Here is a 24,048-nt window from a genome sequence, read left to right as displayed (position 1 = left end):
CAGCCGCCATGTCACATGCTCCGTCCCGTGTCCGATCCGGCCCCGCACTGCCCGCGGGAAATACGCCCGCCTGCAAGCCCCGAGGCGTTCCGGCGCTTCAGCAGGGCACCGCGCTCGTGACCGGCGCCTCCTCCGGCATCGGTGCCGCCGTCGTCCATCGGCTGGCCGCCGAGGGCGGCTGGCGTCTGGTGCTGAACGGGCGCGACCCGGCCCGGCTCACCCGTGTGGCCGCAGAGGCGTCCGCCACTGCTTTTCCCACCGATCACACCCAGCCGGGCGCACATCGGAAACTGGCCGAATTCGCCCTCGACCGCCTCGGCCGGGTCGATGTGCTGGTGGCCTGCGCCGGCATCGGCTGGGCGGGCGACTTCCGCACCATGCCGACCTCCGCCATCGACGAGCTGATCGACGTCGACCTGCTCGCCACGATGCATCTGATACGGCATCTGGTCCCCCATATGGTCGAGGCGGGCTCCGGGCGCGTGGTCATCATCGGTTCCTTCGCCGGAACCGTCGGGGTGCGCAGAGAGGCCGTCTACTCCGCGGCCAAGGCGGCGCTCGGCACGTTCGCCGACGCCCTGCGGTACGAACTGCGGGGCACGGGTGTGGGGGTGAGCCATGTGGTGCCCGGTGTGGTGGACACCCCGTTCTTCGAACGCCGCGGTGTGCCCTACCTGCGGTCCCGGCCCAAGCCGGTACCGCCCGAGCGCGTGGCGGACGCCGTCTGGCGCGCCGTCTCCCGGGGCCGGGACGAGATCTTCGTACCCGGCTGGCTGGGCCTTCCCGCCCGGGTCCGCGGTGTCGCTCCCTCGGTCTACCGACGGCTGGCCTCACGGTTCGGATGAGTCCGGGTGAGCTATCTGACCGTGCTGCTCGCCCTGCTGGCGGCTCTCTCCAACGCGTCGGCCTCCGTCCTGCAGCGCAGGGCGGCGACGGAGGAGCCCGAGGGCGGCTCAGGGGTGCGCCAGGCGGTGCGGTGGCTGGCGCGGGTGCTGCGCCGACCGCACTGGCTGGCGGGTGCCGGTCTGCTCGCCCTCTCCACCGTCCTGCAGGCGTTCGCGCTGGCCGTCGGCAGCCTGTCCGTCGTCCAGCCACTGCTGGCCACCGAACTGCTGTTCACACTGGCCGTCGGCAGCCTGGTCTTCCGGCGCCGCCCGAACGGCCGCACATGGCTGGCGTTCGCGGCCCTCGCGATCGGTCTGGCCGTCTTCCTGGGCGCCGCACAGCCCTCGGCCGGCCGGTCCACGGCCCCAGCGGAGCGCTGGCTGATGGCGGGAGGGGCGGTCCTGGGCCTCGCCGCACTGCTCGTCGTCGCGGCCCGGCCCGTCAAGGGCGCGCCCCGCGCGGCGCTGCTCGGGCTGTCGTCCGCCGTGTCCTTCGCCGCCACCGCGGCCCTCCTCAAGGAGGTCATGGGACGGCTCGCCCAGGATCCGGGCTCCGTTCTGGCCCAGTGGCCGCCGTATGCCACCGCCGGCACCGGGACGGTGGCCTTCCTCCTGCTGCAGAGCGCGCTGCGCGCCGGCACCCTGACGGCGTCCCAGCCCGCTCTCACGCTGGGCGACGCGCTGACCAGCGTGGCACTGGGGTGGGCGCTGTTCGACGAGCAGATCGCCCTCGGGGTACGCGTCCTTCCCGAGGTGATCGGCATCGCGCTCATCGGGGCCGGAAGCATCGGGCTGGCGAGCGCTCCGTCGGTCAGCGGCGCGTGGGACACCGCTCCCGGGGGACACAACGGAACCGATCCCGGTACCCAGAAGCCGGCCCCGCAGAGGTCGTGACGCGACGGTCCGAGGCCCACGACGCCCAGGAGGAGGATGCGGCAGATGCCCGTTCAGCCAGGCCACGTCACCCCGGGGAGAGCCGCGATCGCTCTGGTGCCGCTCGCCGCGATGACGGCCGCGCACATCGGCCCGGCCGTCACCTGGCTGCCAGGTCTGCGGCGCCGCCTCCTCCCCCGGCTCGCCGGCACGGGCCGAGCCGACCATGTCGCCCTCACCTTCGACGACGGCCCCGATCCGGCGTCCACTCCGCACTTCCTCGACGCACTGGACGGACTCGGCGTGCGGGCCACGTTCTTCGTACTGGGCGAGAGCGTCGTCCGTCACCCGGCGCTGACCCGCGAAATCGTCGGACGGGGGCACGAACTCGCCGTTCACGGTTGGGCCCACGATCGGCCCTGGCTGCCCTCCCCCGTACGTGACGCCGCGGAACTGACCCGCACGGTGCGGGCGGTGACCGACATCGCGGGCAGCCGCCCCCGGTGGTACCGGCCGCCGTACGGGATCCTCACCTCCGGCCGTTGGGCCGCCGCCCGCAGGTCCGGACTGACGACGGTGCTGTGGTCCGCCTGGGGCAGGGACTGGACCACCGACGCGACGGCCACGTCCGTACGCACGACGATCGAGTCCGAACTGCGTGGAGGGGGCACGCTCCTGCTGCACGACTCCGACCGCACCTCGGCGGCCGGGTGCTGGCACGCCGCGCTCGGAGCGCTCCCCGGAATCGTCGCCGCCTGCCGGGGAGCAGGCCTGTCGGTGGGCCCGCTCGCCGAGCACGGCATGGGCGCCTGACGGCGCGTCGGGACCCGCCGCGCGGGGCCGAGGGCATCGAGGCCGGGTGCGGGCCCGCTCATGGACGCCCGCGTCGAGCGGAGCAACGACCCTCCCCCTTGTCGTTCCAGCACTGCGCCGGACGGCGTCGGTACGCTCTCGGCCGATGCCGGCGGCGGCTCGACACCCTCGGGCCCCTGGACGCCGAATCCGTATGGCGCTGGGCCCGGCCGAAGCGCCATATTCACCCGGTGGGCCGCCGCCCATCACCCGGTCGGACCACGGCAGGACACGGGTGCCGGGAGAGGGGGACCGTGAGCAGGAGACGCTACGTCGCCAGGGGCGTGCCCGGTGGTTACCGGATCTGGGACAACAGGGGGCGTCGATGGTGGGGCGACCTGTACGAGCTGTGCCCCGACGATCTCCTCACCGAGCTCAACGGGCGGGCGGACCGGTCACGGATCACCGCGTTGATGAAGCACTACAGGGCCCACAGGCGATAGCGGCGAGGGGCCCGCCCGCAAGTGCCTGACCCTGCGGTGGTCGTGCCGCCACGCGGAGACGGAGCTCACCGTCCGGGTGCCCCCACCCGCAGGCCGTCCATGACGAAGTCCAGCAGCCGGGCGACACGCGGCTGCCAGTCCCCCCGGGGATCGATCTGCCAGAGACCGGCGATGGCGAGCAGGAGGTCGTCCGAGGTCGCTCCCGGGCGGATGGTGCCAGCCTCCTCGTTGGCACGAAGGAGGAGTTCGGCCGCATCCGTCACCGGGGCGTAGCCCGGCTTCGCCGGCTGATCGGGGCCGCTGGTGGCCTGCCGGATCGCATCCGCCAGACCGGCCTTGGCCATGGCGAACCGGGCGAAGCGGTCCATCCACTCCCGCAGGGCCCGGTCCGGTTCCCGGGTCTCCAGCAGCTCGGCGGCGCTGTCGACGAGCTGCTGCATCTCGAAGCGGTAGATCTCGAGCACGAGTGCCTCACGACTGGGGAAGTTGCGGTAAAAGGTGCCCTGCCCGACCCCCGCCTTCTTGGCGATCACACTCAGCGGGACGTCCGCGGACCGTGTCAGTTCGGCCAGCGCCACTTCGAGGATCCGCCGCCGGTTGCGTTCCGCATCCGAGCGCAGAGGGGACGTGCCCTTCTTCCGCTCCACTCGTCCTCCTCGCGGGGCCGTGGCCGGAACCCCACCTTGCTAACCGGACAGCTGTCCGGTACGTTTCCCGTATCGGACAGCTGTCCGCTTACGACCACCATAGCGGCCGAGGCGGTTTCCCGGTGGCCCCCGCCGCCGTCGCCTGCGCGGATGCCGCGTGTGCTTGCCGTCAACCCGCTCAGTACAGCGCCATCTCTTTGTCTCCGACTCGTTTGCATACCGAACCGTTCCCCTCGGGCGTTCTTCCGGATCCGCGAAAGAAGGCTGATCATGGCCCCATCGACGTCCAGCGCCATCACCCTGAACATCAACGGCGAGAAGTTCACGCTGACCGTCGACCACCGCACCACGCTGCTCGACGCCCTGCGTGAGCGCCTCGATCTGACCGGCACCAAGAAGGGCTGCGACCAGGGGCAGTGCGGTGCCTGCACCGTCCTGCTGGACGGGCGGCGGGCCGTGTCCTGCCTGCAACTCGCGGTGGCGGCGGAAGGACGGGAGATCACCACCATCGAAGGCGTGGCCGAGGGCGAGCGGCTGCACCCGGTGCAGCAGGCGTTCCTCGATCTCGACGGCTTCCAATGCGGCTACTGCACACCGGGACAGATCTGTTCGGCCGTCGCGGTGATCCAGGAGCACGCGGCGGGCTGGCCGAGCGCCGTCACGGACGACGTCCGGCCCGAAGCGGGACCACCACCGTTGACCGACGACGAGATCCGGGAACGGATGAGCGGCAATCTGTGCCGCTGCGGCGCCTATGTGTCGATCGTCCAGGCGGTCGCCCGGGCGGCGGCTTCCGAAGAGCAGGACAAGGGGGCGGCGGCATGAGGGAGTTCGGTTACCGGAGGGTGTCCGACGTGGCCACGGCGGTGGCTGTGCTCGACGCCGAGCCCCACGCACGGTTCCTCGGCGGCGGCACCAACCTCGTCGATCTGATGAAGACCGGGGTCGAGCGGCCAGCCCTGCTCATCGACGTCCGCGAACTCCCCCTCGACCGCATCGAATCGACGGAGGGCGGCGGGCTGCGCATCGGTGCGACCGTCACCAACAGCGACCTGGCCGCCCATCCCGAAGTCCGCCGACGCTACCCGGCGTTGACGCAGGCGGTGCTGGCCGGCGCCTCGGGGCAGCTGCGCAACATGGCCACAGTCGGCGGCAACCTCCTCCAGCGCACCCGCTGCGGCTACTTCGCCGATGTGAACAAGCCCTGCAACAAGCGTGTCCCGGGCAGCGGTTGTCCCGCCGTCGAGGGTGAGCACCACAACCACGCGATCCTGGGCGCCTCCGGCCACTGTGTGGCCGTCCACCCCTCGGACATGGGTGTGGCACTGACGGCCTTCGACGCCGCCGTCAGCTACGAAAGCGCCGACGGGCCCGGCGAGTTGCCGCTGGCGGAGTTCTATCTGCCCGTGGGCGACACTCCGCACCTGGAGACGGCCCTGCCGCCCGGAGCACTGATCACCGGCGTCACCCTGCCGGCCGCCCCTGTCGCCGCCCGCTCGCGCTACCGCAAGGTACGCGAACGCGCCTCGTACGCCTTCGCCATCGGCTCGATCGCCGCCGCGCTCGACGTCCGGGACGGCGTCGTACGGGATGCGCGCCTGGCCTTCGGGGCGGTCGCGTCCCGGCCGTGGCGGGCCCGGGCGGCCGAAGAGGTGCTGGTCGGGGCCCCCGCCGACGCCACGACCTTCGCCGCGGCGGCGGACGCCGAACTGGCGGCGGCGAAGCCGCTGCCCCGCAACGGATACAAGGTGACCCTGATGCACAACCTCGTGGTGTCCGAGCTGACCGCACTCGCCGAAGGGGTGGCCCGATGACCACCGCCACGACCAGGACCCCGACGGCGCAACGGGCCGTCGGCACCGCCCACACGCGCGTGGAGGGCCGCGACAAGGTCACCGGAGCGGCCCGCTACGCGGGTGACATCCCCTTCGCCGAACTCGCCCACGGCTGGCTGGTGCTCTCCTCGGTCGCCCGAGGCCGTATCCGCTCCCTGGAGACCGCGCCCGTGCTCGGGATGCCGGGCGTTCTCGCGGTCCTGCACCACGAGAACGCGCCCCGCGTCGACAGCGACCACATCGGTCTGCTCGGTGTCCCCCCGGAGCCGACCTCCGTCGTCTTCCAGCACGACCGGGTGCCGCACATGGGCTGGCCCGTGGCGCTGGTCGTCGCCGAGACCTCCGAACAGGCCAGGGAGGCCGCCGAGGCGCTTGTCGTGCACTACGAGTCGGAGCCGCACGACGTGGCGTTCTCCGGTGGCCACCCGGACGTCTACGCCCTGGACGGCCATATGCCTGCAGTGACGGAGAAGGGTGATCTCGAGGCCGAACTCGCCGCGTCCGCCGTCGTCGTGGACGAGGAGTACACCACCCCTGAGGAACACCACAGCCCTATGGAGCCCCATGCGGCGGCGGCCCGCTGGGACGGCGGCCGGCTCGAGGTCGTCGACTCCAATCAGGGCAGCACATGGGTCGCGGACGGACTCGCCAAGCTCTTCTCGCTCGACCCGGAGTCGGTGCGGGTGCGGTCCGAGCATGTCGGTGGCGGCTTCGGGAGCAAGGGCGTCCGCGCCCACCAGGTGGCCGCCGTCATGGCCGCGACCGTGCTCCAGCGCCCGGTGCGCGTCGTACTGACCCGCCGCCAGATGTTCGCACTCGCGGGCTACCGGAGCCCCACGGCACAGCGGATCAGGCTCGGTGCGGACGCCGACGGGCGGCTGCGCGCCCTGGACCACCGTTCGGTGAACCTCACCTCCACGGTCCACGAGTTCGTCGAGCCGAGCGCCGGCGTCGCCCGGGTGATGTATGACGCCGACGCCCACCACACGGCCAACCGGGTGGTCCGGCTCGATGTGCCGACCCCGACGTGGATGCGCGCGCCGGGCGAGGCACCGGGGTCCTTCGCGCTGGAGGCGGCGCTCGACGAACTCGCCGAGAAGTGCGGGATCGACCCGATCGAGCTGCGGGCCCGCAACGAGCCCGAACGGGGTCCCGTGTCGGGCCGGCCGTTCAGCAGCCGCAATCTCCTCGCCTGCTTCCGTGAGGGTGCCCGCAGGTTCGGCTGGGCGGACCGGGATCCGCGTCCAGGTCTGCGCCGCGAGGGGCGCTGGCTGCTGGGCACCGGCACCGCGGCCGCCTCGTTCCCGGCGGGGGCCGGACCGTCCACGGCGGTCGTGACGGCCGAGGCGGACGGGACCTTCACGGTGCGGATCGCCGCGGCGGACCTCGGCACCGGGGCACGGACGGCGCTCACCCTCGTGGCCGCCGACGCACTGGAGGTGACGACGGACCGCGTCCGGGTGCGGATCGGGGACAGCGACTTCGGACCGGCGATGATCGCCGGAGGCTCGATGGGCACCCGCTCCTGGGCCTGGGCCATCACGGCCGCGGCCGGCGAACTGCGGGAAAGGCTGGCCCTGGGCGCCGCGGTCCCCCCGGAGGGGATCACCGTGCGCTCGGACACCACCGCCGCCATCGGCGCCCTCGCCCAGAAGGAACGGCACTCCTTCGGAGCCCAGTTCGCGGAGGTCGCCGTGGACGTCGCCACCGGCGAGGTGCGCGTACGCCGCATGCTCGGCGTCTTCGCGGCGGGCCGCATCGTCAACCCCCTCACGGCACGGAGCCAGTTCGTCGGCGGAATGATCTGGGGCGTCTCCATGGCCCTGCACGAGGAGGCGGTCAGGGACCTGGCGTCGGGCGGCCACGTCGGCGCCGACCTCGCGGGCTACCACGTCGCCACGCACGCCGACGTCCAGCGGATCGAGGCGGACTGGATCGACGACCCGGACCCGGACGATCCGGTCGGGATCAAGGGCATCGGTGAGATCGGCATCGTGGGCGCGGCGGCCGCGATCGCGAACGCGGTGTGGCACGCCACCGGCGTCCGGCACCGCAGTCTGCCCATCCGGCCCGACCGCGTCCTGCCGGCCGGAACGGGAGCACTGCGTGCTTGACATCGCCGAGGCGTTGCACGACTGGATCGAGGAGGGCCGGGACTTCGCCGTCGCCACCGTCGTGTCCGTGGGCGGCAGCGCACCGCGGGGCCCCGGGGCCGCCCTCGCCGTCGACAGCGAGGGAACGGCGATCGGCTCGGTCTCCGGCGGTTGCGTGGAAGGCGCGGTGTACGAGCTGTGCGTCCAGGCGCTGCGGGACGGCGAGACCGTCCTGGAGCGATTCGGCTACAGCGACGAAGATGCCTTCGCGGTGGGTCTGACCTGCGGCGGGGTCATCGATGTCGTGGTCACGCCGGTCGGCGCCGGGGCTCCGGTCCGGGCGGTGTTCCGCTCGGCGCTCTCGGCGGCCGCACGCGACGAACCGGCCGCTCTCGCACGGGTCGTCCGAGGCCCGGCCGAACTGCTGGGCAGGGCCCTGCTGGTCCTGTCCCACGGTGCGTACGAGGGGGGTCTCGGTGGCCACGCGGACCTCGACCGCACGGCGGCCGCCGAGGCCCGGGCCATGCTGGACGCCGGCCGCACCGGCCTGGTCCAGGTCTCGCAGGACGGATCGCACTGCCCCGGGGGCGTCACGCTGCTCGTGGAGTCCAATGTCCCGGCGCCTCGCATGATCGTGTTCGGGGCGGTCGACTTCGCCGCGGCGCTGGTGCGGGCGGGCAAGTTCCTGGGCTACCACGTGACGGTGTGCGACGCCCGCCCCGTCTTCGCCACACGCGTCCGTTTTCCCGAGGCCGACGAGATTGTGGTCGACTGGCCGCATCGCTATCTGCGGCGGACCGCGACCGACGCACGCACGGTCCTGTGCGTACTCACCCACGACGCGAAGTTCGACATCCCGTTGCTGAAGGCGGCGCTGGGTCTGCCGGTCGCCTTCGTCGGCGCGATGGGCTCCCGCCGCACCCACGAGGAACGCAACCGGCGGCTTCGGGAAGCGGGTGTCGGCGAGCGGGAGTTGGCCCGGCTCAGATCGCCCATCGGCCTCGACCTGGGCGCCCGTACGCCCGAGGAGACAGCCGTGTCGATCGCGGCGGAGATCGTCGCGGCCCTGCGGGGAGGAACGGGCGTGCCGCTGACGGACTCGACGGCACCGATTCACCGCGACGCGGAGGAGCGCGGCGGGTCCGCGGCCGCCTGAAGAGGAACGGGCCGCAGGGGGGCCGAGGCGAAGGCCCGAAATCCGGAAACGGTCCCATGTGCCCGCCGGTCTCACCCTGCGGTCGAGGTTCAGCTGCCGTCCCTCGACCTACGATCGAGTGACGCCGGCGGGCCCCGCGCGCAGAGGTCGTACAACGCCGTCCCCCGCGCGTCGATGTGTCGCCTACCGTGTCCCGGCCTCCATACGCGCCTCGGCCGTACGGGGGATCCGTCGCCCGACAGCCGAGGCGTACGCGTCCGGGCTCACCCGCCTCGACTAGTTTTCCGGGGAGCCGACCGGACAGCTCGGAGTGTGGTGATGGACCGCTATCCGCCGATCGCCGACCATGGACTGGTGGGCGACCTGCAGACGGTCGCGCTGGTGTCCGCCAAAGGCGTGCTCGACTGGTTCGCCGCTCCCCGCTTCGACTCACCCAGCATCTTCGCCGCGCTGCTGGATCACGACCGCGGCGGTCACTTCCGGCTGGCACCGCAGACCGAGGGCGTGACCTACCGCCAGCTCTACTATCCGGACACGGCCGTTCTCGTCACCCGGTTCATGTCCCCCGACGGCGTCGGCGAGTTGATGGACTGGATGCCCCCGAACCCCTCACGCAGTCCCACCGACCGCCACACTCTGCTGCGCGTGATCCGCGCCGTGCGGGGCACGGTCCGCTTCACCCTCGACTGCCGGCCGCGCTTCGACTACGGTCGCGCCACGCACGACCTGCGGCTCGACACGGCGGGCGCGGCGTTCCGCACCCCCGGGATCGCGCTGCACCTGCAGGCGACCTTCCCGCTCGAGCGCACGGGCGACGACGTGCGCGGCACGGTGACGCTCGACGCCGGGCAGGCCGCCGGAGCGGTCCTGACCGTGTGTGCGGCGGACGGCGACGCACCGCCGGTACCGACCGAAGGGGAGCTCACCGACGAGCTGTGGTCCGCCGTCAACTTCTGGCAGGACTGGGTGAGCACCGCGAACTACACCGGCCGGTGGCCCAATATGGTGCGACGCTCGGCGATCACGCTCAAGCTGCTCACCTACGCCCCCACCGGTGCACCGATCGCCGCCGCCACCATGGGCCTGCCCGAGCAGGAGGGCGGGGAGCGCAACTGGGACTACCGTTTCACCTGGGTCCGCGACGCGTCCCTGTCCGTACGCGCCCTCCTCGACCTCGGTTTCGCCGAGGAGGCGGTGGCCTTCACCGACTGGCTCAGCGACCGGCTGCGCGAGCGCATCGACCTGCCGGGCGAACGGCTGCAGATCATGTACCGGGTGGACGGCGATCCGCAGTTGGGCGAGGAGGTTCTCCGTCACCTCGAGGGTTACCGCGGCTCGTATCCGGTCCGTGCCGGCAACGCCGCCATGGACCAGCTCCAGCTCGACATCTACGGCGAGGCCCTCTACGCCCTGTCCGAAGCGCGCGAGCTCGGCCTCGTCCAGGCCGGCTACCACGCCTGGCAGGGAACGGCCGATGTGCTCGACTGGCTCGCGGACCAGTGGGACCGGCCCGACGAGGGCATCTGGGAGACCCGCGGCGGCCGCAAGGACTTCACCTTCAGCAGAGTGATGAGCTGGGTGGCCTTCGACCGCGGTATCAAACTCGCCGAGCACTTCAGCCGGCCCGCCGACATCGAGCGCTGGCGCTACACCCGCGACGCGATCCTGAAGCAGATCATGGTCCGGGGCTGGAACAGCTCCCAGCGGGCCCTGGTGCAGCACTACGACAGCGACGTACTGGACGCCTCGCTGCTGCTCGTCCCCCGCGTCGGCCTGCTGGCCGCGAAGGACCCGGCATGGCTGTCCACCCTGGACGCGATCGACCGCAGGCTCGTCTCGGACAGCCTCGTCTACCGCTACGACCCGGCCGCCTCACCCGACGGCCTGCGCGGCTCCGATGGGACGTTCAGCCTCTGCACCTTTCTCTACGTGGACGCGCTCGCCCGCGCGGGGCGCCTGCGGCAGGCCCGCTACGCCTTCGACAAGATGCTCACGTACGCCAACCATGTCGGCCTGTTCGCCGAGGAGATCGGTCCCTCCGGCGAGCAACTGGGCAACTTCCCACAGGCCTTCACCCATCTGTCGCTCATCATGGCCGCCTGCACACTCGACAACGCCCTCGACGCGAAGCGGAGCGGCTGAATGACCGTCGTCCCGAGCCTCCGGCACCCCGCCGCGGCCGGGCCCCGCTCCGTCCCCATCCGGCTTCGACCGCAGGGGCCACGAAGGTACGTCCGCATGGCTTCGTCACAGGAGGGTCAGCGATGACAGCACGGCAGACGGACGCGCTGGTGATCTTCGGCGCCACAGGTGACCTGGCCAAACTCGAGACGTTCCCGGCGCTCGTGGGCCTCGTCGAACGCGGCGTCCTCGACGTCCCCGTGGTGGGCGTGGCGAAGGCCGGCTGGAGCGTCGACCAATTCCGCTCCTACGCCGAGGCCTCACTCGCCCTCAACCACATCGATCCCGGGTCGCCGGCGGCCGTCCAGCTGCTCGGGCTGCTTCGCTATGTCGACGGCGACCTCGACGACGACGCCACGTACGCGGCGGTGTCCGAGGCCATGGGCAGTGGCGAGCGCGCCCTGTTCTATCTGGAGGTGCCGCCCTCCCTCTTCGGCCGGATCGCCCGGGGCATCGCGACGGCGGGACGTGCGAAGGGCGCCCGCATCATGGTCGAGAAGCCCTTCGGCCACGACCTGGGCAGCGCGCGCACACTCAACACGACCCTGCAGGAGTACTTCCCCGAGGACGCGATCTACCGTGTCGACCACTGGCTCGGCCTCGACCCGGTGGAGAACGTCCTCTTCGCGCGCTTCGCCAACTCGGTGTGGGAACCCCTGCTCAACCGTACGCACGTGGAGAGCATCCAGATCACCATGGCCGAGGCCTTCGACGTCTCCGACCGGGGCCGCTTCTACGACCGCACCGGCGCCATCCGGGACGTGATGCAGAACCACATGGTGCAGGTGCTGGCCACCGTCATGGCCGACCCGCCCTCCGGGCCGGGGCTGCAGTCCTGGCAGGACGCGAAGGCCCAGGTCGTCTCCTCACTGCGGCCGCTCACCCCGGAGAGCGTCATTCGCGGGCAGTACGAGGGGTATCTGGACGTGGACGGCGTGGACCCGGACTCGACCGTCGAGACCTTCGCCGCGGTCCGGCTCGCCGCCGACTCCTGGCGCTGGGCGGACGTCCCGATCCTCATCCGCGCGGGGAAGTGCCTGCCTGTGACCGCGACCGACGTCTGCATCCGTTTCCGCCGCCCTCCGCACGACGTCTTCGGGCTGCGTCCCGCGCCCGCCACCAACATGCTCCGCTTCCGCGTCTGGCCCGAGACCCAGGTGTCCCTCTCCCTCGCCGGGAAGAAGCCGGGCGAGGGCTTTGAGGCCCAGCAGGAGGAGCTGGCGTTCAGCCGGCTCCCCGGCTCGGACATGCGGCCGTACGACCGGCTCATCGGCGCCGCGCTGTCCGGCGACCGCTGGCTGTTCGCCCGGCAGGACACCGTGGAGGCCGCATGGCGCCTCGTCGACCCCGTCCTCGGCGACGTCGTGCCGGTGCACCCCTATCCCCGGAACACTTGGGGCCCCCCGGAGACCGACGCCCTCCTCCCGGTCGGCCACAGCTGGCTCGCCCCGGCCGGCTGAACGGCGCCGCGAACCCGCAGCGCCGTTTCCTCGGCCGGCTTCCCCCGCTTCGTGGTGAGTTCGGCGGTGGGGGTGGGTGTCCGCGGGCGGTTACCCCTGGGCGGACGCCGACGCGTCGGCACCACCGTCCTGCGACGCGCCCTGTGCCTTGTCCTTCGCCGCCTGGAGCGCCTTCAGGTAGTCCTCGGGGGAGAGCGCCTTGCACTCCGGCGTGCCACTGTCAGCGGTGTCGTTCTTCTTGGCGACGAGGGCGTTCGTGCAGGCGGCTATCTGCTCCGCGCTGGCGGCTCGGTCGGCGGTGGAGGACGGATCGGCGGACCCGTCACTGCCGGAGCTCGCTTGGGAGCAACCCGTCAACACGAGCGCGGCGACGGCCAACGCGGCGGCGGTGTAGCGCATGTTCTTCCTCAGGTTTCGGGCAGGTGGAACTCACGCGGCACGACGCCCTTCGGAGTCCTGGGCATATGCCTGAGTGACCTCTTGGTCACGCGTGGTGGGGCTGCCGGACTTTTGCATTCCAGGCGCGCCGCGTCAACCACTCCTTCACAATTACCAGGCGACATTTCGATATCACTGTGTGTGCGGACCCCCGGCATCGCTGAGCGGCTCGAAGGCACAGCCTGGTGGCCGCGGATGCGGGCCCGCCTCCGACGAGTGAATCTGGGGGTATGGCCGAGCGTCGCGTGATCGTTTCCCCGCCCTCCGAGACAGGCGGCCGGCGCATCCGGGCCGACGGCGAGATCCTCGGGATGGCGTACAGCCTGCACGAGCTGGCGGTGCTCCTTCAGCGTGCCGGGCTCGAGGGCTGGGACGAGGTCGATGTCGCCGAGTCCCCAGTGATCGAGTGGCATGGCGGTGGGCCCGAGGTGTGGCCCAGGAGCTTCTGAGAGCGGCGAGGGCGCGTGCGCAGACCTGGCCGCCTCCGGATGATCCGACGGGCCCCGGCATGGCTGCGTGCGCACGATCCGGAGCTGGCGGCGACCCGAAGGGCCGCGCGGACCGCGCTGGTGATGCCCGCCCTGTTCGCGTTGTGCGGCGAGGTGTTCGGCTCACCGACGATGGCGACCTTCGCGGCGTTCGCCTCGTTCGCGATGCTGCTCCTGGTGGAGTTCACGGGACCGATGGTGCAGCGGCTGCGGGCCCATCTGGGCCTCGCGGTGGTTTGGGGGGTGCTGATCTGCGTCGGCACGCTCGTGGCCCGCGAGACCTGGCTCGCGGTGACAGCCACAGTCGTGGTGGCGTTCTTGATCCTCTTCTCGGGTGTGGTCAGCTCCGTCCTCGCGGGCGCGTCGACAGCGCTGCTGCTGGCCTTCGTCCTCCCGGTCACCACGCCCACGTCGCTGTCGCAGCTGCCCGAGCGACTCGCCGGAGCGGGATGCGCGGCCGTCGCCGCGCTGTTCGCGATCTCCCTGCTGTGGCCGCGTCCGGCTGCCGATCCACTCAGCGCACCCGCCTCGCGTGTGTGCCGCGCGGTGGCGGCCCAACTGCACGCCGACGCCGCCCGGCTGGCCCGTGGCCCGCATGCGCCGAGCGGCGGTGACTGCCATGCCGCCGCCGACGAGGCCGCCGCCGCGGCCGACGACCTGCGGCGCGCCTTCGACGGCACCCTCTACCGGCCCACCGGGCTGTCCGTCGGCTCGCGCGCCCTGGTCCGCCTGGTCGACGAACTCACCTGGTTGTGCAGCATCGTGGCCGACAGCGTGACCCCGCGTGAGGACCCGCCGCCCTGCGACCGCGCGGCCCACTCGGTACGCCGGGCCGCCGCCGGGACCCTGGACCGGGCGGCCGACCTGCTCGACGCACCGGGCGACCCGCCGGACGCCCTGCGCGCCGCCCTGGAGGATCTGCGCTCGGCCATGAACGACATGGAGCGCAGCGCGACCACCCGGCTGCCCACACACCAACCGCGGCCCGGTACCGAGTCGGCGGTCAGCGCCTTCCTCGGCACCCTGGATCTGTCGTTCCGCGCCCAGGAACTGGGGTTCGCGACGCTCCAGATCGCCGAGAACGTCGCACTGTCCGCGGCCGCCGAACGGCGCAGTTGGCCGGAGCGCCTGCTCGGGCACGAACCCGGCAGCCTGAGCGCACCGCTGGCAGCGGCGAGCGAACGGGCCGCGGCGCATCTGCAGCGGCACTCGGTCTGGCTGCACAACAGTCTCCGGGGCGCGCTCGGCCTGGGCGCGGCGGTCGCCCTCGCGGACCTGGCGGGTGTCGAGCACTCGTTCTGGGTGCTTCTCGGGACCCTGTCGGTACTGCGCTCCAACGCGCTCAACACGGGGCAGAAGGCGCTGCGCGCCCTGGGCGGAACGATCGCGGGTTCGGTGATCGGAGCCGGGCTGCTCCACGTCTTCGGCCATCACGGCACGTCTCTGTGGTTCCTGTTGCCCCTGGCCGTCCTGGTCGCGGGCATCGCGCCCTCCGTCATCTCGTTCGCCGCCGGTCAGGCGGCCTTCACCATCACCCTCGTCATCCTGTTCAACGTCGGCCACGACCCCAACTGGCACATCGCCCTGCTAAGGCTTCAGGACATCGCCATCGGATGCGCCGTGAGCGTGGTGGTGGGCCTGCTCTTCTGGCCGCGTGGTGCCGCAGCCGCGGTCGACCGTGCCCTCGCCAGGGCGTACACGGACAGTGCCCGCTATCTCGCCGGAGCGGTCAAATACGCCGTCGGCCGATGCGGCCCTGGTCCGGTTCCGGCCGGCGCGCCCCTGGACGAGGGCCGTCAGGCGGCCGCGGCCGCCCGCAGACTCGACGACGCCTTCCGCAGCTACCTCGCCGAACGCGGCGCCAAACCGGTGCCCCTGGCCGAGATGACCACCCTGGTCACCGGCATCGTCGGCCTGCGGCTGGCCGCGGACGCCGTACTGGGCCTGTGGCGGCGCGACGGCGAACCGGACAGCGAGACGGACCGGGCCGACGCCCGCCTGGTCCTGACGGCCATCGCGGGCCGTGTGTCCGGCTGGTACAGGGCCCTCGCCACGGGCCTCACGCGGCACACCCCCGTGCCCGATCCGCTGCCGCACAGTCCGGCGGCCGAGGCGCGCCTGGTCGACTTGCTGCGTCAGGACCTCACCGACGACCGCGGGCAGGCCACCGCCACCGCGGTCCGCATCATCTGGACCGCCGACCATCTTGATGCCGCCCGCCGCCTCCAGCCGAGCCTGGCGGCCGCGGCGCGGCCGAGCGGACTGCAGGGCGCGACGGGCCCCGCACCGTCCCCTGCGGACTGACGGCGGAGCCGGCGCCGGGCCACCCTCCCGCTCCCGCACGCCGATACGGACGGTCACCTGAGGAAGCCGGGCCGCACGCCGAACATGACCGCCACCCCCACGAGTTGGGCTTCGAGATCTCCCCGCCGGTCGACGGGACTGTGCCTAGGAGTCCCCTCACATGGCTCCGTCGCGGCCGACGATGTACTCGTGTGTCGTGTGCGAACGGTATGGCAAAGCAGTCGCGCCCACACCGGGCAGCCCGCGGGCGGCGGGTTCCGAGGCCATGGGAACGGCCCCGGCGATCCTGGGTCGATCGTCGTCGTCACGGCGGACCTCGCCGCCGCAGGAGTCGGCCGCTATGGGAATTCCCTTTTGCTCACGGTGAATTCGGGGTCGTGACGATGCGTCGGAGCGCCAGGGCCAGGGCCTCGTTGCCGGACTCGACGCCCACCTTGGGAGGGAGTGCGGCGCGCGCTGCCGCGGCTCCGGATGCGTACCGTCCCGCGGCCCGCGTGCCCGCGACCCGGCGCCGCGCGGCCCGGCCTGCGGCGCACCGGTGCCCGGCACAGGGCATGCTGGACAGATGATCGTGCTCGCCGCGTTGTTCGCCGTGCTGGGGGCCGCCAGCAACGCGGTGGGGACCGCGTTCCAGCGCAAGGCGGCGTCCACGGTCTCCCGCGGCGGCGGTCTGCGGCTCCTGATCGCCCTCGCCCACCGTCCGGCCTGGATGATCGGAGTCGCCGGGGTCGCCGGTGCGGCACTGTTCCAGGCGCTCGCCCTGGTGAACGGCCCGATGGCCCTGGTCCAGCCGCTCTTCGTCCTCGAGCTGCCGTTCGCCCTGCTCGTCGGCGCCTCGCTCATGCGCCGCCGACTGCCGCCCCCGGTCTGGTGGGCCATCACCGGGGTGGTCACCGGCCTCGCGCTCGTCCTGGGTGCCGCCGCCCCTTCCGGTGTGGAGGACCAGGCTCCCATGGTCCGCTGGATCCCGGCGGTGGCGCTCTGCGTGGGGCTCATGGCCGCGGCGGTCGCCCTCGCCCGCCCGGGACGCCCGCCGCTGTTCCGGGCCGCCGTACTGGCCACGGCCTCGGCCATCGGCAACGCACTCACCGCGGCGTTGCTGAAGTCCGCCACCGGCACGTTCTCCGACCGGGGCCTCGGCGCCTTCCTGACCTCCTGGCAGACGTACGGGTTCGCCCTGACCGGCGTCTGCGCCGTCCTGCTGCTGGAGAACGCCCTTCAGGCGGGCTGGCTCGCCGCTTCGCAGCCGGCGCTCACCATCGGTGACGCCACGGTGAGCCTGCTGCTCGGTATCACCCTCTTCGGGGAGCGGATCCGGACGGGCTGGTGGGTGCTCCCGGAGGCGATCGGCATCGGCTGCATCCTGTGGGGGGTGCTCCTGTTGAGCCGGGTGGTGCCCACCGTGCACGCGGCCGCGGACAGCAGCGGTCGATGACGCCCCTGCGCTCCCGACCCTGCGGCAATCCGCTTACGGCGACCGCCGACGCACGGCCCGGCAAGCGGGTGCCCCGCAAGGAGCTTCCCCTATGACATCCCGCACCTGCTGTGCCTCGGAGCGGACAGAGCAACCGGCGCGGCCGGTCCGGTGTGTCCGTCAGGATCTGCCTCGGGTGATCAGCAGTGCGACGTCGTCCTCGCCGCCCGGCGGGCGGAGCGCGTCCAGGACGTAGTCGCACGCCTCCTCCGGACTGCGGCCGTGGGTGGCCGTAAGGGCGTCGAGGAGGGTGTCCAGGCGGGCGTCGATGGGGTCGCGCCGGGTCTCGACCAGACCGTCCGTGTAGAGGGCGAGCTGGTCGCCGGGGCGGAAGGGGACGGTGACGGTCTCGAAGGGGACCCCGCCGACCCCCAGCGGGGCGCCGGTGGGCAGGTCCAGCAGCTCCGCCGCCCGGCCGGGCCGCATAAGGGCCGGCGGCAGATGGCCGGCGAGGCAGATCTGGCACTCTCCCCGGTGGGGGTCATAGACGCAGTAGATGCATGTGGCGATGGTCTGCTCGACGCCCTCGGTCAGATGGTCGAGGTGCCGGAGCACCTCGGCGGGCGCCAGGTCGAGCTCGGCGAAGGCCCGGCTGGCACTGCGCAGCTGGCCCATGGTGGCCGCGGCCTTGATCCCGCTGCCCATGACGTCGCCGACCACCAGGGCCGACTTCTCCCCCTGGAGGGGTATCGCGTCGAACCAGTCGCCGCCGATCTCACCGACGGCTCCGGCGGGCTGGTAGCGGCAGGCGACCACCAGGCCGGGCAGGTAGGACGGAAGCACGGGGAGCAGGCTTCGCTGCAGGGTGAGGGCCGTCTGACGCTGGGCCTGGTACCAGCGGGCGTTGTCGATGGACACCGCGGCGCGGGCGGCCAGTTCTCCGGCGAGGAACACGTCGTCCTCGGTGAAGGGCCCGCCGGCGTCGGTGCGTTTGAGGTCGAGGGCGCCGAGGACCTCGCCGCGGGCCACCAGCGGTACGGCGAGGTAGGAGTGCACCCCGGCGGCCGCGAGGAAGGGGGTGGCCTCCTCGGGATGCACGACGCCCGGCGGATCCCGGTGGCTGGTGTCGGCGACCACCACCGGCCTGCGGGTCTGGATGCTCCGGGTGATCAGTCGGTCGGCGTCGTGCGCGGCGGCTTCCTCGAGCGGGCCGGCCGCATGCTCGGTCCCCGCCGGGTGGGCCGCGCTGACCGCCAGTGAGCGGAACCGGCCCGAGGCCGCGCCCGGCGCACTCCGGCCGTCCAGAACCCGGTCGAGCACGACCACCGCAGCCACGTCGGCCAGGTCCGGTACGACGACGTCGGCGAGCTCGCGCGCCGTCTGTTCCAGGCCCAGGGTGGTACCGACCGAGGCGGACGCCTTGGCGATCAGTGCCAGGCGCTGGCGGGCCGCCGCGACCTCGGCGGCGGCCCGATGTCGCTCGGTGATGTCGATGACGGAGTCGGCCATGCCCAGCATGCGCCCGCCGGAGTCCTCCAGCCGGTGATACGAGACGGACCAGGCGTGATCGTGATCCGGGTCGGCGTGGGTCCGGCCGACGACATAGCGGTCCACGACCGGCTCGCCGGTCTCCATGACCTGCCGCATCACGCGCTCGATGGCGACGCCGTCGAGGAAGGTGAGGACGTCCCTGACCCGCCGCCCGAGGTGTTCGGCGGCCGTCAGACCGTGGATGCGTTCAAGTGCCGGGTTCACGCTGAGGTAGCGCAGGTCGGGGTCCAGGATCGCGAGCCCGATCGGCGACTGCGACACCAGACGCGCGGACAGGGCGACGTCCCGCTCGACCTGGATGACGGTGGCGTGGTCGGTGGCAAGGCCGAGGGCATAGGACTCGCCGACGTCGTTCAGCAACCGCATGTTGCGGAACTCCACCAGGCGGGTGCTGCCGTCCTTGTGCCGGATCGGGAAGGCTCCGGCCCAGCCGATGCCGGACTCCATGACCGCGCCGAAGAGCCGGATGACCTCGTCCCAGTGCTCCTCGTGCACCATCAACCGGGCCGCGAACTCGCCGAGTGCCTCGGCCGGCGTGTACCCGAACAGTTCCTCGGCCTGCGGGCTCCAGAAGACCACCCGGCCCTCCGCGTCCAGCACCACCGCCGCGACGTTCAGCAGATCGAGCAGACCGCTGGGCGGCACCGCCGGGCCGGCCGCAGCCGGGCCCTGGTCTGCCCCCAAGAACTCCGCCCTGCCCATGCCCGATCTTCCTCTCACAGCCGATACCACGCCTCTGCTCCTGCCACGTGGTGGGCGCTGTGCCTCACTCCATAGTGTCCCCGGCGCGAGGCAAGCCAGCGAAAACCGCCGGAAGCACGGCCCGCCCCCGTGGTCACGGTCACGGGACCTCCCGTCGACGGACCGTGTCCGGAAGGCCGGCGTCGGCCCTCGTGGCCCGACGAGGCAGCGGCCGTCCGGCGGGACGGCCCCGACCTGGGCACTCGCTCTCCGTGAGTCACCCGTCTGCCGTAGACCACCGAGCCTCCGGCGTCCGGCGGACGGACGCTGATCGGGGTACTCGGCGCCCTCGCGTCGTCAGCCGTCCGGTGCCGAGCGCGCTCGATACGCAGTCGCCGACACAGGAAGAGGATGTGAATGGCCAACGCCTTGTCACGGCAGTGGGAACACGCCGTCGTCACCGGCGGCGCCGGATTCATCGGCTCGCACCTGTGCGCCACCCTGCTGGATGCGGGCACCGCGGTCACCTGCGTGGACGACTTCAGCACCGGCCGGCGCGAGAGCGTCGCCGCACTGCTGGACCGGCCCGGATTCACGCTGGTACAGGCCGACGTCGCCGAGGGGTTCACCGTCGGTCGGCCTCCCGATCTCCTGCTGCATCTCGCCTCGCCGGCCTCCCCCGCCGACTATCTGCGGCTCCCCCTGCACACGATGGACACCGGCAGCGTCGGTACCCGCAACGCCCTGGACCTCGCCCATCGCTCGGGCGCCCGCTTCGTCCTCGCCTCGACCTGCGAGGTCTACGGGGACCCGCAGGGGAACCCCCAGGACGAGCGGTACTGGGGCCATGTGAACCCCGTCGGACCCCGAGGCGTGTACGACGAGGCCAAGCGTTTCGGAGAGGCCCTCACCACCGCGCACGCGGAGGCGAAGGGCACCGACACCGGCATAGTGCGGCTCTTCAACACCTACGGTCCGCGGATGCGCGGCCAGGACGGACGGGCCGTGCCCACCTTCATCCGGCAGGCGCTGAGCGGCCAGCCGCTCACGGTGACCGGTGACGGTCGGCAGACCCGGTCGCTGTGCTACGTCGACGACACCGTGCGCGGCATCCTCGCGGCGGCCGCACACGGTATGCGGGGCCCGGTCGACATCGGCAATCCCGCCGAGGTCACCGTGCTTCGCCTGGCACGTCTCGTCAGCGAACTCACCGGCTCCACCTCGGAGATCCGCTTCGTCGCGCGGCCGACGGGCGACCCGGCCGCGCGGTGCCCGGACATCACGCAGGCCCGCGGCAAACTCGGCTGGGAGCCCGAGGTGGATACCGAGGACGGATTGCGCCGCACGATCGAGTGGTTCCGCACTTTCCTCGGGCGCTGAACCCGGTGGGGCCTCCTGTGGATCGGCCGAGCGGCCGGGACCGCCCCCGTCGTACGGTGTGGTCCGGCCTCCTCCCGGAGGTCCTGAGCGATGCGACGAGGTGCCGACCATGTCCGAAGGCCCGTGGGCCGCGGCGGCCCGGCTCACCGGACGCCCGGTGACGGATGAGCGCCCGCTGTCCGGGGCGCTCACCGAAGTGACCCTCCTCGACGGTCATGTGGTGATGGTCAAGCGCGGCTCGGATCCCGGCGCGATGCGGGCCGAGTCGGCGGGTCTGCGCTGGCTGGCGGACGCCGGCACGGTGCGGGTCCCGCCCGTGCACGGCCACGACGCGGGATGGTTGGTCACCGACCGCGTCCCGGCCGGCCGGCCGAGCGCCGGGGCGGCGGCCCGCTTCGGCCGTGACCTGGCCGCCCTGCACGCGGCCGGTGCACCGGCCTTCGGCGCCCCGCCGCCGGACGGCCCCGAGGACGCGTACATCGGTCTCGCCCCGATGCGCAACGTCCCGGGCGACGACTGGCCGGTCTGGTACGCCGAGCACCGGGTGCTCCCCTATCTGCGCAGTGCGGTGGACGAGGGCACGCTGCGCCGCGCCGAGGCCGCCGTGGTGGAGCAGGTCTGCGAGCGGCTGCCGCAACTGGCCGGCCCCGTGGAGCCGCCCGCCCGGCTGCACGGCGACCTGTGGAACGGCAACGTCCTGTGGGGCGTCGACGGACATGTCTGGGTCATCGACCCGGCCGCGCACGGCGGGCACCGGGAGACCGATCTGGCCATGCTCCAGCTGTTCGGCTGCCCGCATCTGGACCGCGTGCTGGACGGCTACCAGGAGACGGCGCCGCTCGCCGAGGGCTGGCGGGATCGCATCGGGCTGCACCAGCTCTTCCCGCTCCTGGTGCACACGGTGCTGTTCGGCCGCGGCTACGCCGAGCAGGCGCTGGCCGCGGCACGTGCGGCCCTGACCGGGTGACCGCGGAGCACGGTCGCGGAAGGCCGCGGTGCGGGCCGCGGACGGGCCGGGAGGTACCGTCACCGGGTCGTCGACCGTAAGGAGCCTGCGTGTCCCGAGCCGCCGCGCCGTTCGCCCTGCTGCCCGGTGCCGAGCAGTCCCCCGTGATTCTTCATGTGCCGCACTCCGCCCGCGAGATACCGGCGGACGTGCGGGCCGGCATCCTCCTCGACGACACGGAACTCTCCCGCGAGCTGGACCACATCACCGACGCTCACACCGACGTCGTGGCCGGTCTTGCCGCACAGACCGCGACGGTCGCTCCGTGGCGATTCGTCAACCGGCTGTCACGGCTGGTGGTCGACCCCGAGCGGTTCCCGGACGAGCGTGAGGAGATGCTCGCCGTGGGGATGGGGGCGGTGTACACCCGCACGACGCACCGCCGGGCGCTGCGCCCCGCCGACTTCGACCCGCAACCGCTGATCGACCGTTACTTCCGTCCGTACGCACGGTCGATGACCGAGGCCGTCGCCGGCCGGCTGGCGGCCACCGGGCGGGCCGTCGTGCTCGACGTCCACTCCTACCCCACCGAGCGGCTGCCCTACGAGATGCACGGCGAGGGCCCTCGCCCGCCGGTGTGTCTGGGCACCGACGCCTTCCACACACCGCGGGAGCTGCTCGACCGGGCGCGTGAGGCGTTCGCGGAGTTCGGCGGGACGGAGGTCGACAGCCCCTTCTCCGGGACCTACGTTCCCCTTCACCACTACGGGGCGGACCCACGGGTCGCCGCACTGATGGTGGAGATCCGGCGCGACACCTACATGACGGAGCCCGGCGGGGCCGCCGGGCCCGGGGTCACCCGACTCGCCTCGGCGCTGGCGGCCGTGGTCGGCGCCGTGTCCTGAGGCAGGGGCGGCCGGTTCGGGAGCTCACGGCGCGGACACCGTGCACCCGACGCTCATGGCAGAAGGGGGAGCTTCCCGACGAGCTTGCCGACCCGGTTGCGTGGACCCACGATGCTCACCGCGCAGTAGGCGACGTCCTCGGCCGAGGTCTTGCCCAGGGCGGCGCGGTAGTCCGCGTAGACCAGCGTCTCCTGGGCAAGGGCGGGCATGTCGGCGACGAACGTGTCCGCGTAGGACGCCGCCTTGGCACGGATGGCGCGGAGGGCTGCCGCGTCCGCGGCCAGGATCGAGCAGCCGCTCCAGGGCAATCCCGGGTGAACGGTGCCTTCGGCGTCGGCCGCGTCCTCGCCGAGCAGTCCCGCCACCGACGACTGCGTGGCAGCCGCAGCGCAGACGGCGGCGTTCACGGCGCGTCCCGGCGGAAGGTCGCGGTCGACGACCACGACCCACTTCAGGCGCGCCGCGCGGGTCGAAACGGTCGGGTCGATCTCCTCGGACGCGAAGCCGATGGGGGCGGTGGATGTCATTTCGTCGGCCATTGCCTGCTCTCCTGCGCATTTCTGCGATCTGGCACGAAGAGCGTAGGCGTCTATGCGGGTGTGAGACATCCTGGCCGAACTTCGCTCGGAAGACGGATGCGAGGCGGCGCGGCTCCGTACGTCGTGCGGCGATCCCGCGTCCGCAGCACCACATGTGCGGTCGTCGCGTCTTTGTGCGTCAGCGGCCCTTGCGCCGGTCGCGCGGCCGTTCCGCGGCGGGTTCGATGCGGCGCGAGCGGACATGCTCGTACGCCAGGGTGGTCTGCACGTCGGCGACCTCGCGGCGCTCGGTCAGCCGGTCGATGACAAAGGCGTAGACGCCGTTGACGTCCGGGACGGCGATGTGGATGAGGAAATCGTGGGAACCGGACGTGACGAACAGCCCGATGGTTTCCGGCAGTCGGGCGGCCCACTCGCGGAAGCCCTCGATGACCGGGCGGGCCGGCGGCCGGATCCGGACCGCGATGAGGGCCTGTACGGGACGGCCCAGCGCCTCCAGCTCCACGGCCGCGTGGTAACCCGTGATGACCCCCCGCTCACGCAGCAGCCGCACCCGCTCGAGCGAGGTGGACGGTGACACACCGGTCTTGGCGGCGAGGTCCCGGTTCGTCTGCCGTGCGTCGTCCTGCAGCTCGCGCAGCAGGGCGCGGTCCAGTGCGTCCATGTCCATGCGTCCACCGTACGCCGCATGAAGTGCGGTGTACCGCCCGTCGCTCCGCACCTTGTACATGGCTCGCCACCCCCGTCCGGGAGGTGCACTACGTCTCGGCCGGGCAGGTATCCGTCGACATGCCCCATCACGCACACCGAGCGTCAACTCACGTTGTGTGAAGGCCCGATCACGGTCGGCTTCATGTCCGGCGAGGCCTGGCCTCTCAGGATGCGCGCGGCGTCATCTCGATGAAAAGTGAGGGAAAGGTGGTGTCCCCCCACGACGGTCGGCGGGTGCCACCACTGCGGATCGACTCGCATAGGAGA

21 protein-coding genes are annotated in these 24,048 nt (G+C 72.3%); 16 read left to right on the top strand and 5 right to left on the bottom strand.

The features are described 5' to 3' along the window. Positions 1-8 precede the first annotated feature (8 nt). The 4 genes from ADL25_RS04235 (at position 9) to ADL25_RS04220 (ending at position 3,052) form a co-directional block, all read left to right on the top strand. A complete protein-coding gene (locus ADL25_RS04235; protein WP_059126241.1) occupies positions 9-845 on the top strand; it encodes an SDR family NAD(P)-dependent oxidoreductase in 837 nt (278 codons plus the stop codon). 6 nt (positions 846-851) lie between these two features. Continuing rightward, entirely contained in the window at positions 852-1,778 is a 927-nt protein-coding gene (locus ADL25_RS04230) for a DMT family transporter (protein WP_059126240.1), read from the top strand. Positions 1,779-1,823: 45 nt separating this feature from the next. Beyond that, positions 1,824-2,570, top strand: coding sequence for a polysaccharide deacetylase family protein (locus tag ADL25_RS04225; RefSeq protein ID WP_059126329.1), 747 nt, complete (start codon positions 1,824-1,826; stop codon positions 2,568-2,570). A 293-nt stretch (positions 2,571-2,863) separates the two neighbouring features. Then, the gene (locus tag ADL25_RS04220; RefSeq protein ID WP_059126239.1) at positions 2,864-3,052 is read left to right on the top strand and encodes a hypothetical protein; all 189 of its coding nucleotides are present in this window, start codon (positions 2,864-2,866) and stop codon (positions 3,050-3,052) included. A gap of 65 nt (positions 3,053-3,117) precedes the next feature. Here the strand turns inward: ADL25_RS04220 and ADL25_RS04215 are convergent, their stop codons facing one another. After that, positions 3,118-3,699 (bottom strand): TetR/AcrR family transcriptional regulator, encoded by a 582-nt coding sequence (locus tag ADL25_RS04215; protein WP_059126238.1) that lies wholly within the window; start codon positions 3,697-3,699, stop codon positions 3,118-3,120. Positions 3,700-3,969: 270 nt separating this feature from the next. Between ADL25_RS04215 and ADL25_RS04210 the strand changes: the two genes are divergently transcribed. The 6 genes from ADL25_RS04210 to zwf all read left to right on the top strand — a co-directional run bounded on the left by ADL25_RS04210 (position 3,970) and on the right by zwf (position 12,424). Continuing rightward, on the top strand, positions 3,970-4,524 hold the full coding sequence (locus tag ADL25_RS04210; protein WP_059126237.1) for a (2Fe-2S)-binding protein: 555 nt from the start codon (positions 3,970-3,972) through the stop codon (positions 4,522-4,524). Continuing rightward, positions 4,521-5,513, top strand: a complete 993-nt coding sequence (locus ADL25_RS04205) for an FAD binding domain-containing protein (RefSeq protein ID WP_059126236.1) — start codon at positions 4,521-4,523, stop codon at positions 5,511-5,513. Before ADL25_RS04210 ends, ADL25_RS04205 begins: the two co-directional genes overlap by 4 nt. Beyond that, positions 5,510-7,648 (top strand): xanthine dehydrogenase family protein molybdopterin-binding subunit, encoded by a 2,139-nt coding sequence (locus ADL25_RS04200; RefSeq protein WP_059126235.1) that lies wholly within the window; start codon positions 5,510-5,512, stop codon positions 7,646-7,648. Before ADL25_RS04205 ends, ADL25_RS04200 begins: the two co-directional genes overlap by 4 nt. Continuing rightward, positions 7,641-8,783 (top strand): XdhC family protein, encoded by a 1,143-nt coding sequence (locus ADL25_RS04195; RefSeq protein ID WP_059126234.1) that lies wholly within the window; start codon positions 7,641-7,643, stop codon positions 8,781-8,783. The genes ADL25_RS04200 and ADL25_RS04195 overlap by 8 nt, the downstream gene beginning before the upstream one ends. 318 nt (positions 8,784-9,101) lie before the next feature. Continuing rightward, the gene (locus ADL25_RS04190; protein WP_059126233.1) at positions 9,102-10,925 is read left to right on the top strand and encodes a glycoside hydrolase family 15 protein; all 1,824 of its coding nucleotides are present in this window, start codon (positions 9,102-9,104) and stop codon (positions 10,923-10,925) included. 122 nt (positions 10,926-11,047) lie between these two features. Next, positions 11,048-12,424 (top strand): glucose-6-phosphate dehydrogenase, encoded by a 1,377-nt coding sequence (zwf, locus tag ADL25_RS04185; protein WP_059126232.1) that lies wholly within the window; start codon positions 11,048-11,050, stop codon positions 12,422-12,424. A gap of 90 nt (positions 12,425-12,514) precedes the next feature. On the opposite strand, the gene ADL25_RS47875 is transcribed toward zwf, so the two are convergent. Continuing rightward, on the bottom strand, positions 12,515-12,823 hold the full coding sequence (locus ADL25_RS47875) for a hypothetical protein (RefSeq protein WP_059126231.1): 309 nt from the start codon (positions 12,821-12,823) through the stop codon (positions 12,515-12,517). Between the two features lie 269 nt (positions 12,824-13,092). On the opposite strand from ADL25_RS47875, the gene ADL25_RS04175 reads away from it, so the two are divergent. The 3 genes from ADL25_RS04175 (at position 13,093) to ADL25_RS04165 (ending at position 17,089) form a co-directional block, all read left to right on the top strand. After that, a complete protein-coding gene (locus tag ADL25_RS04175) occupies positions 13,093-13,311 on the top strand; it encodes a hypothetical protein (protein WP_059126230.1) in 219 nt (72 codons plus the stop codon). Positions 13,312-13,350: 39 nt separating this feature from the next. Beyond that, on the top strand, positions 13,351-15,654 hold the full coding sequence (locus ADL25_RS04170; RefSeq protein ID WP_059126229.1) for an FUSC family protein: 2,304 nt from the start codon (positions 13,351-13,353) through the stop codon (positions 15,652-15,654). A 565-nt stretch (positions 15,655-16,219) separates the two neighbouring features. After that, a complete protein-coding gene (locus tag ADL25_RS04165; protein WP_059126228.1) occupies positions 16,220-17,089 on the top strand; it encodes a DMT family transporter in 870 nt (289 codons plus the stop codon). Positions 17,090-17,248: 159 nt separating this feature from the next. Here ADL25_RS04165 and ADL25_RS04160 read toward each other — a convergent pair whose 3' ends face one another. Further along, positions 17,249-19,321 (bottom strand): SpoIIE family protein phosphatase, encoded by a 2,073-nt coding sequence (locus ADL25_RS04160; RefSeq protein ID WP_059126227.1) that lies wholly within the window; start codon positions 19,319-19,321, stop codon positions 17,249-17,251. Positions 19,322-19,717: 396 nt separating this feature from the next. On the opposite strand from ADL25_RS04160, the gene ADL25_RS04155 reads away from it, so the two are divergent. The 3 genes from ADL25_RS04155 to ADL25_RS04145 all read left to right on the top strand — a co-directional run bounded on the left by ADL25_RS04155 (position 19,718) and on the right by ADL25_RS04145 (position 22,531). Beyond that, complete coding sequence (locus tag ADL25_RS04155) at positions 19,718-20,680, top strand: NAD-dependent epimerase/dehydratase family protein (RefSeq protein ID WP_059126226.1); 963 nt, start codon at positions 19,718-19,720, stop codon at positions 20,678-20,680. A gap of 109 nt (positions 20,681-20,789) precedes the next feature. Next, the gene (locus ADL25_RS04150; RefSeq protein WP_059126225.1) at positions 20,790-21,647 is read left to right on the top strand and encodes a fructosamine kinase family protein; all 858 of its coding nucleotides are present in this window, start codon (positions 20,790-20,792) and stop codon (positions 21,645-21,647) included. Positions 21,648-21,736: 89 nt separating this feature from the next. Continuing rightward, entirely contained in the window at positions 21,737-22,531 is a 795-nt protein-coding gene (locus ADL25_RS04145) for an N-formylglutamate amidohydrolase (RefSeq protein WP_059126224.1), read from the top strand. A 53-nt stretch (positions 22,532-22,584) separates the two neighbouring features. Here the strand turns inward: ADL25_RS04145 and ADL25_RS04140 are convergent, their stop codons facing one another. Beyond that, entirely contained in the window at positions 22,585-23,070 is a 486-nt protein-coding gene (locus ADL25_RS04140) for a DUF2000 domain-containing protein (RefSeq protein ID WP_059126223.1), read from the bottom strand. A gap of 178 nt (positions 23,071-23,248) precedes the next feature. Next, positions 23,249-23,734, bottom strand: coding sequence for an Lrp/AsnC family transcriptional regulator (locus ADL25_RS04135; RefSeq protein WP_059126328.1), 486 nt, complete (start codon positions 23,732-23,734; stop codon positions 23,249-23,251). Positions 23,735-24,048 lie beyond the last annotated feature (314 nt).

Origin of the sequence: Streptomyces sp. NRRL F-5122 (assembly GCF_001507435.1) — a bacterium.
Lineage (GTDB): Bacteria > Actinomycetota > Actinomycetes > Streptomycetales > Streptomycetaceae > Streptomyces > Streptomyces lannensis.
This window is presented reverse-complemented; position numbering and strand designations above follow the sequence as displayed.

Excerpts from the sequence above, each read along its gene's own strand:
- ADL25_RS04235 (WP_059126241.1), top strand. The coding sequence starts at position 9 with ATGTCACATGCTCCGTCCCGTGTCCGATCCGGCCCCGCACTGCCCGCG.
- ADL25_RS04225 (WP_059126329.1), top strand. The coding sequence starts at position 1,824 with ATGCCCGTTCAGCCAGGCCACGTCACCCCGGGGAGAGCCGCGATCGCT.
- ADL25_RS04210 (WP_059126237.1), top strand. The coding sequence starts at position 3,970 with ATGGCCCCATCGACGTCCAGCGCCATCACCCTGAACATCAACGGCGAG.
- ADL25_RS04205 (WP_059126236.1), top strand. The coding sequence starts at position 4,521 with ATGAGGGAGTTCGGTTACCGGAGGGTGTCCGACGTGGCCACGGCGGTG.
- ADL25_RS04200 (WP_059126235.1), top strand. The coding sequence starts at position 5,510 with ATGACCACCGCCACGACCAGGACCCCGACGGCGCAACGGGCCGTCGGC.
- ADL25_RS04190 (WP_059126233.1), top strand. The coding sequence starts at position 9,102 with ATGGACCGCTATCCGCCGATCGCCGACCATGGACTGGTGGGCGACCTG.
- zwf (WP_059126232.1), top strand. The coding sequence starts at position 11,048 with ATGACAGCACGGCAGACGGACGCGCTGGTGATCTTCGGCGCCACAGGT.
- ADL25_RS47875 (WP_059126231.1), bottom strand. The coding sequence starts at position 12,823 with ATGCGCTACACCGCCGCCGCGTTGGCCGTCGCCGCGCTCGTGTTGACG.
- ADL25_RS04175 (WP_059126230.1), top strand. The coding sequence starts at position 13,093 with ATGGCCGAGCGTCGCGTGATCGTTTCCCCGCCCTCCGAGACAGGCGGC.
- ADL25_RS04170 (WP_059126229.1), top strand. The coding sequence starts at position 13,351 with ATGATCCGACGGGCCCCGGCATGGCTGCGTGCGCACGATCCGGAGCTG.
- ADL25_RS04165 (WP_059126228.1), top strand. The coding sequence starts at position 16,220 with ATGATCGTGCTCGCCGCGTTGTTCGCCGTGCTGGGGGCCGCCAGCAAC.
- ADL25_RS04160 (WP_059126227.1), bottom strand. The coding sequence starts at position 19,321 with ATGGGCAGGGCGGAGTTCTTGGGGGCAGACCAGGGCCCGGCTGCGGCC.
- ADL25_RS04155 (WP_059126226.1), top strand. The coding sequence starts at position 19,718 with ATGGCCAACGCCTTGTCACGGCAGTGGGAACACGCCGTCGTCACCGGC.
- ADL25_RS04150 (WP_059126225.1), top strand. The coding sequence starts at position 20,790 with ATGTCCGAAGGCCCGTGGGCCGCGGCGGCCCGGCTCACCGGACGCCCG.
- ADL25_RS04140 (WP_059126223.1), bottom strand. The coding sequence starts at position 23,070 with ATGGCCGACGAAATGACATCCACCGCCCCCATCGGCTTCGCGTCCGAG.
- ADL25_RS04135 (WP_059126328.1), bottom strand. The coding sequence starts at position 23,734 with ATGGACGCACTGGACCGCGCCCTGCTGCGCGAGCTGCAGGACGACGCA.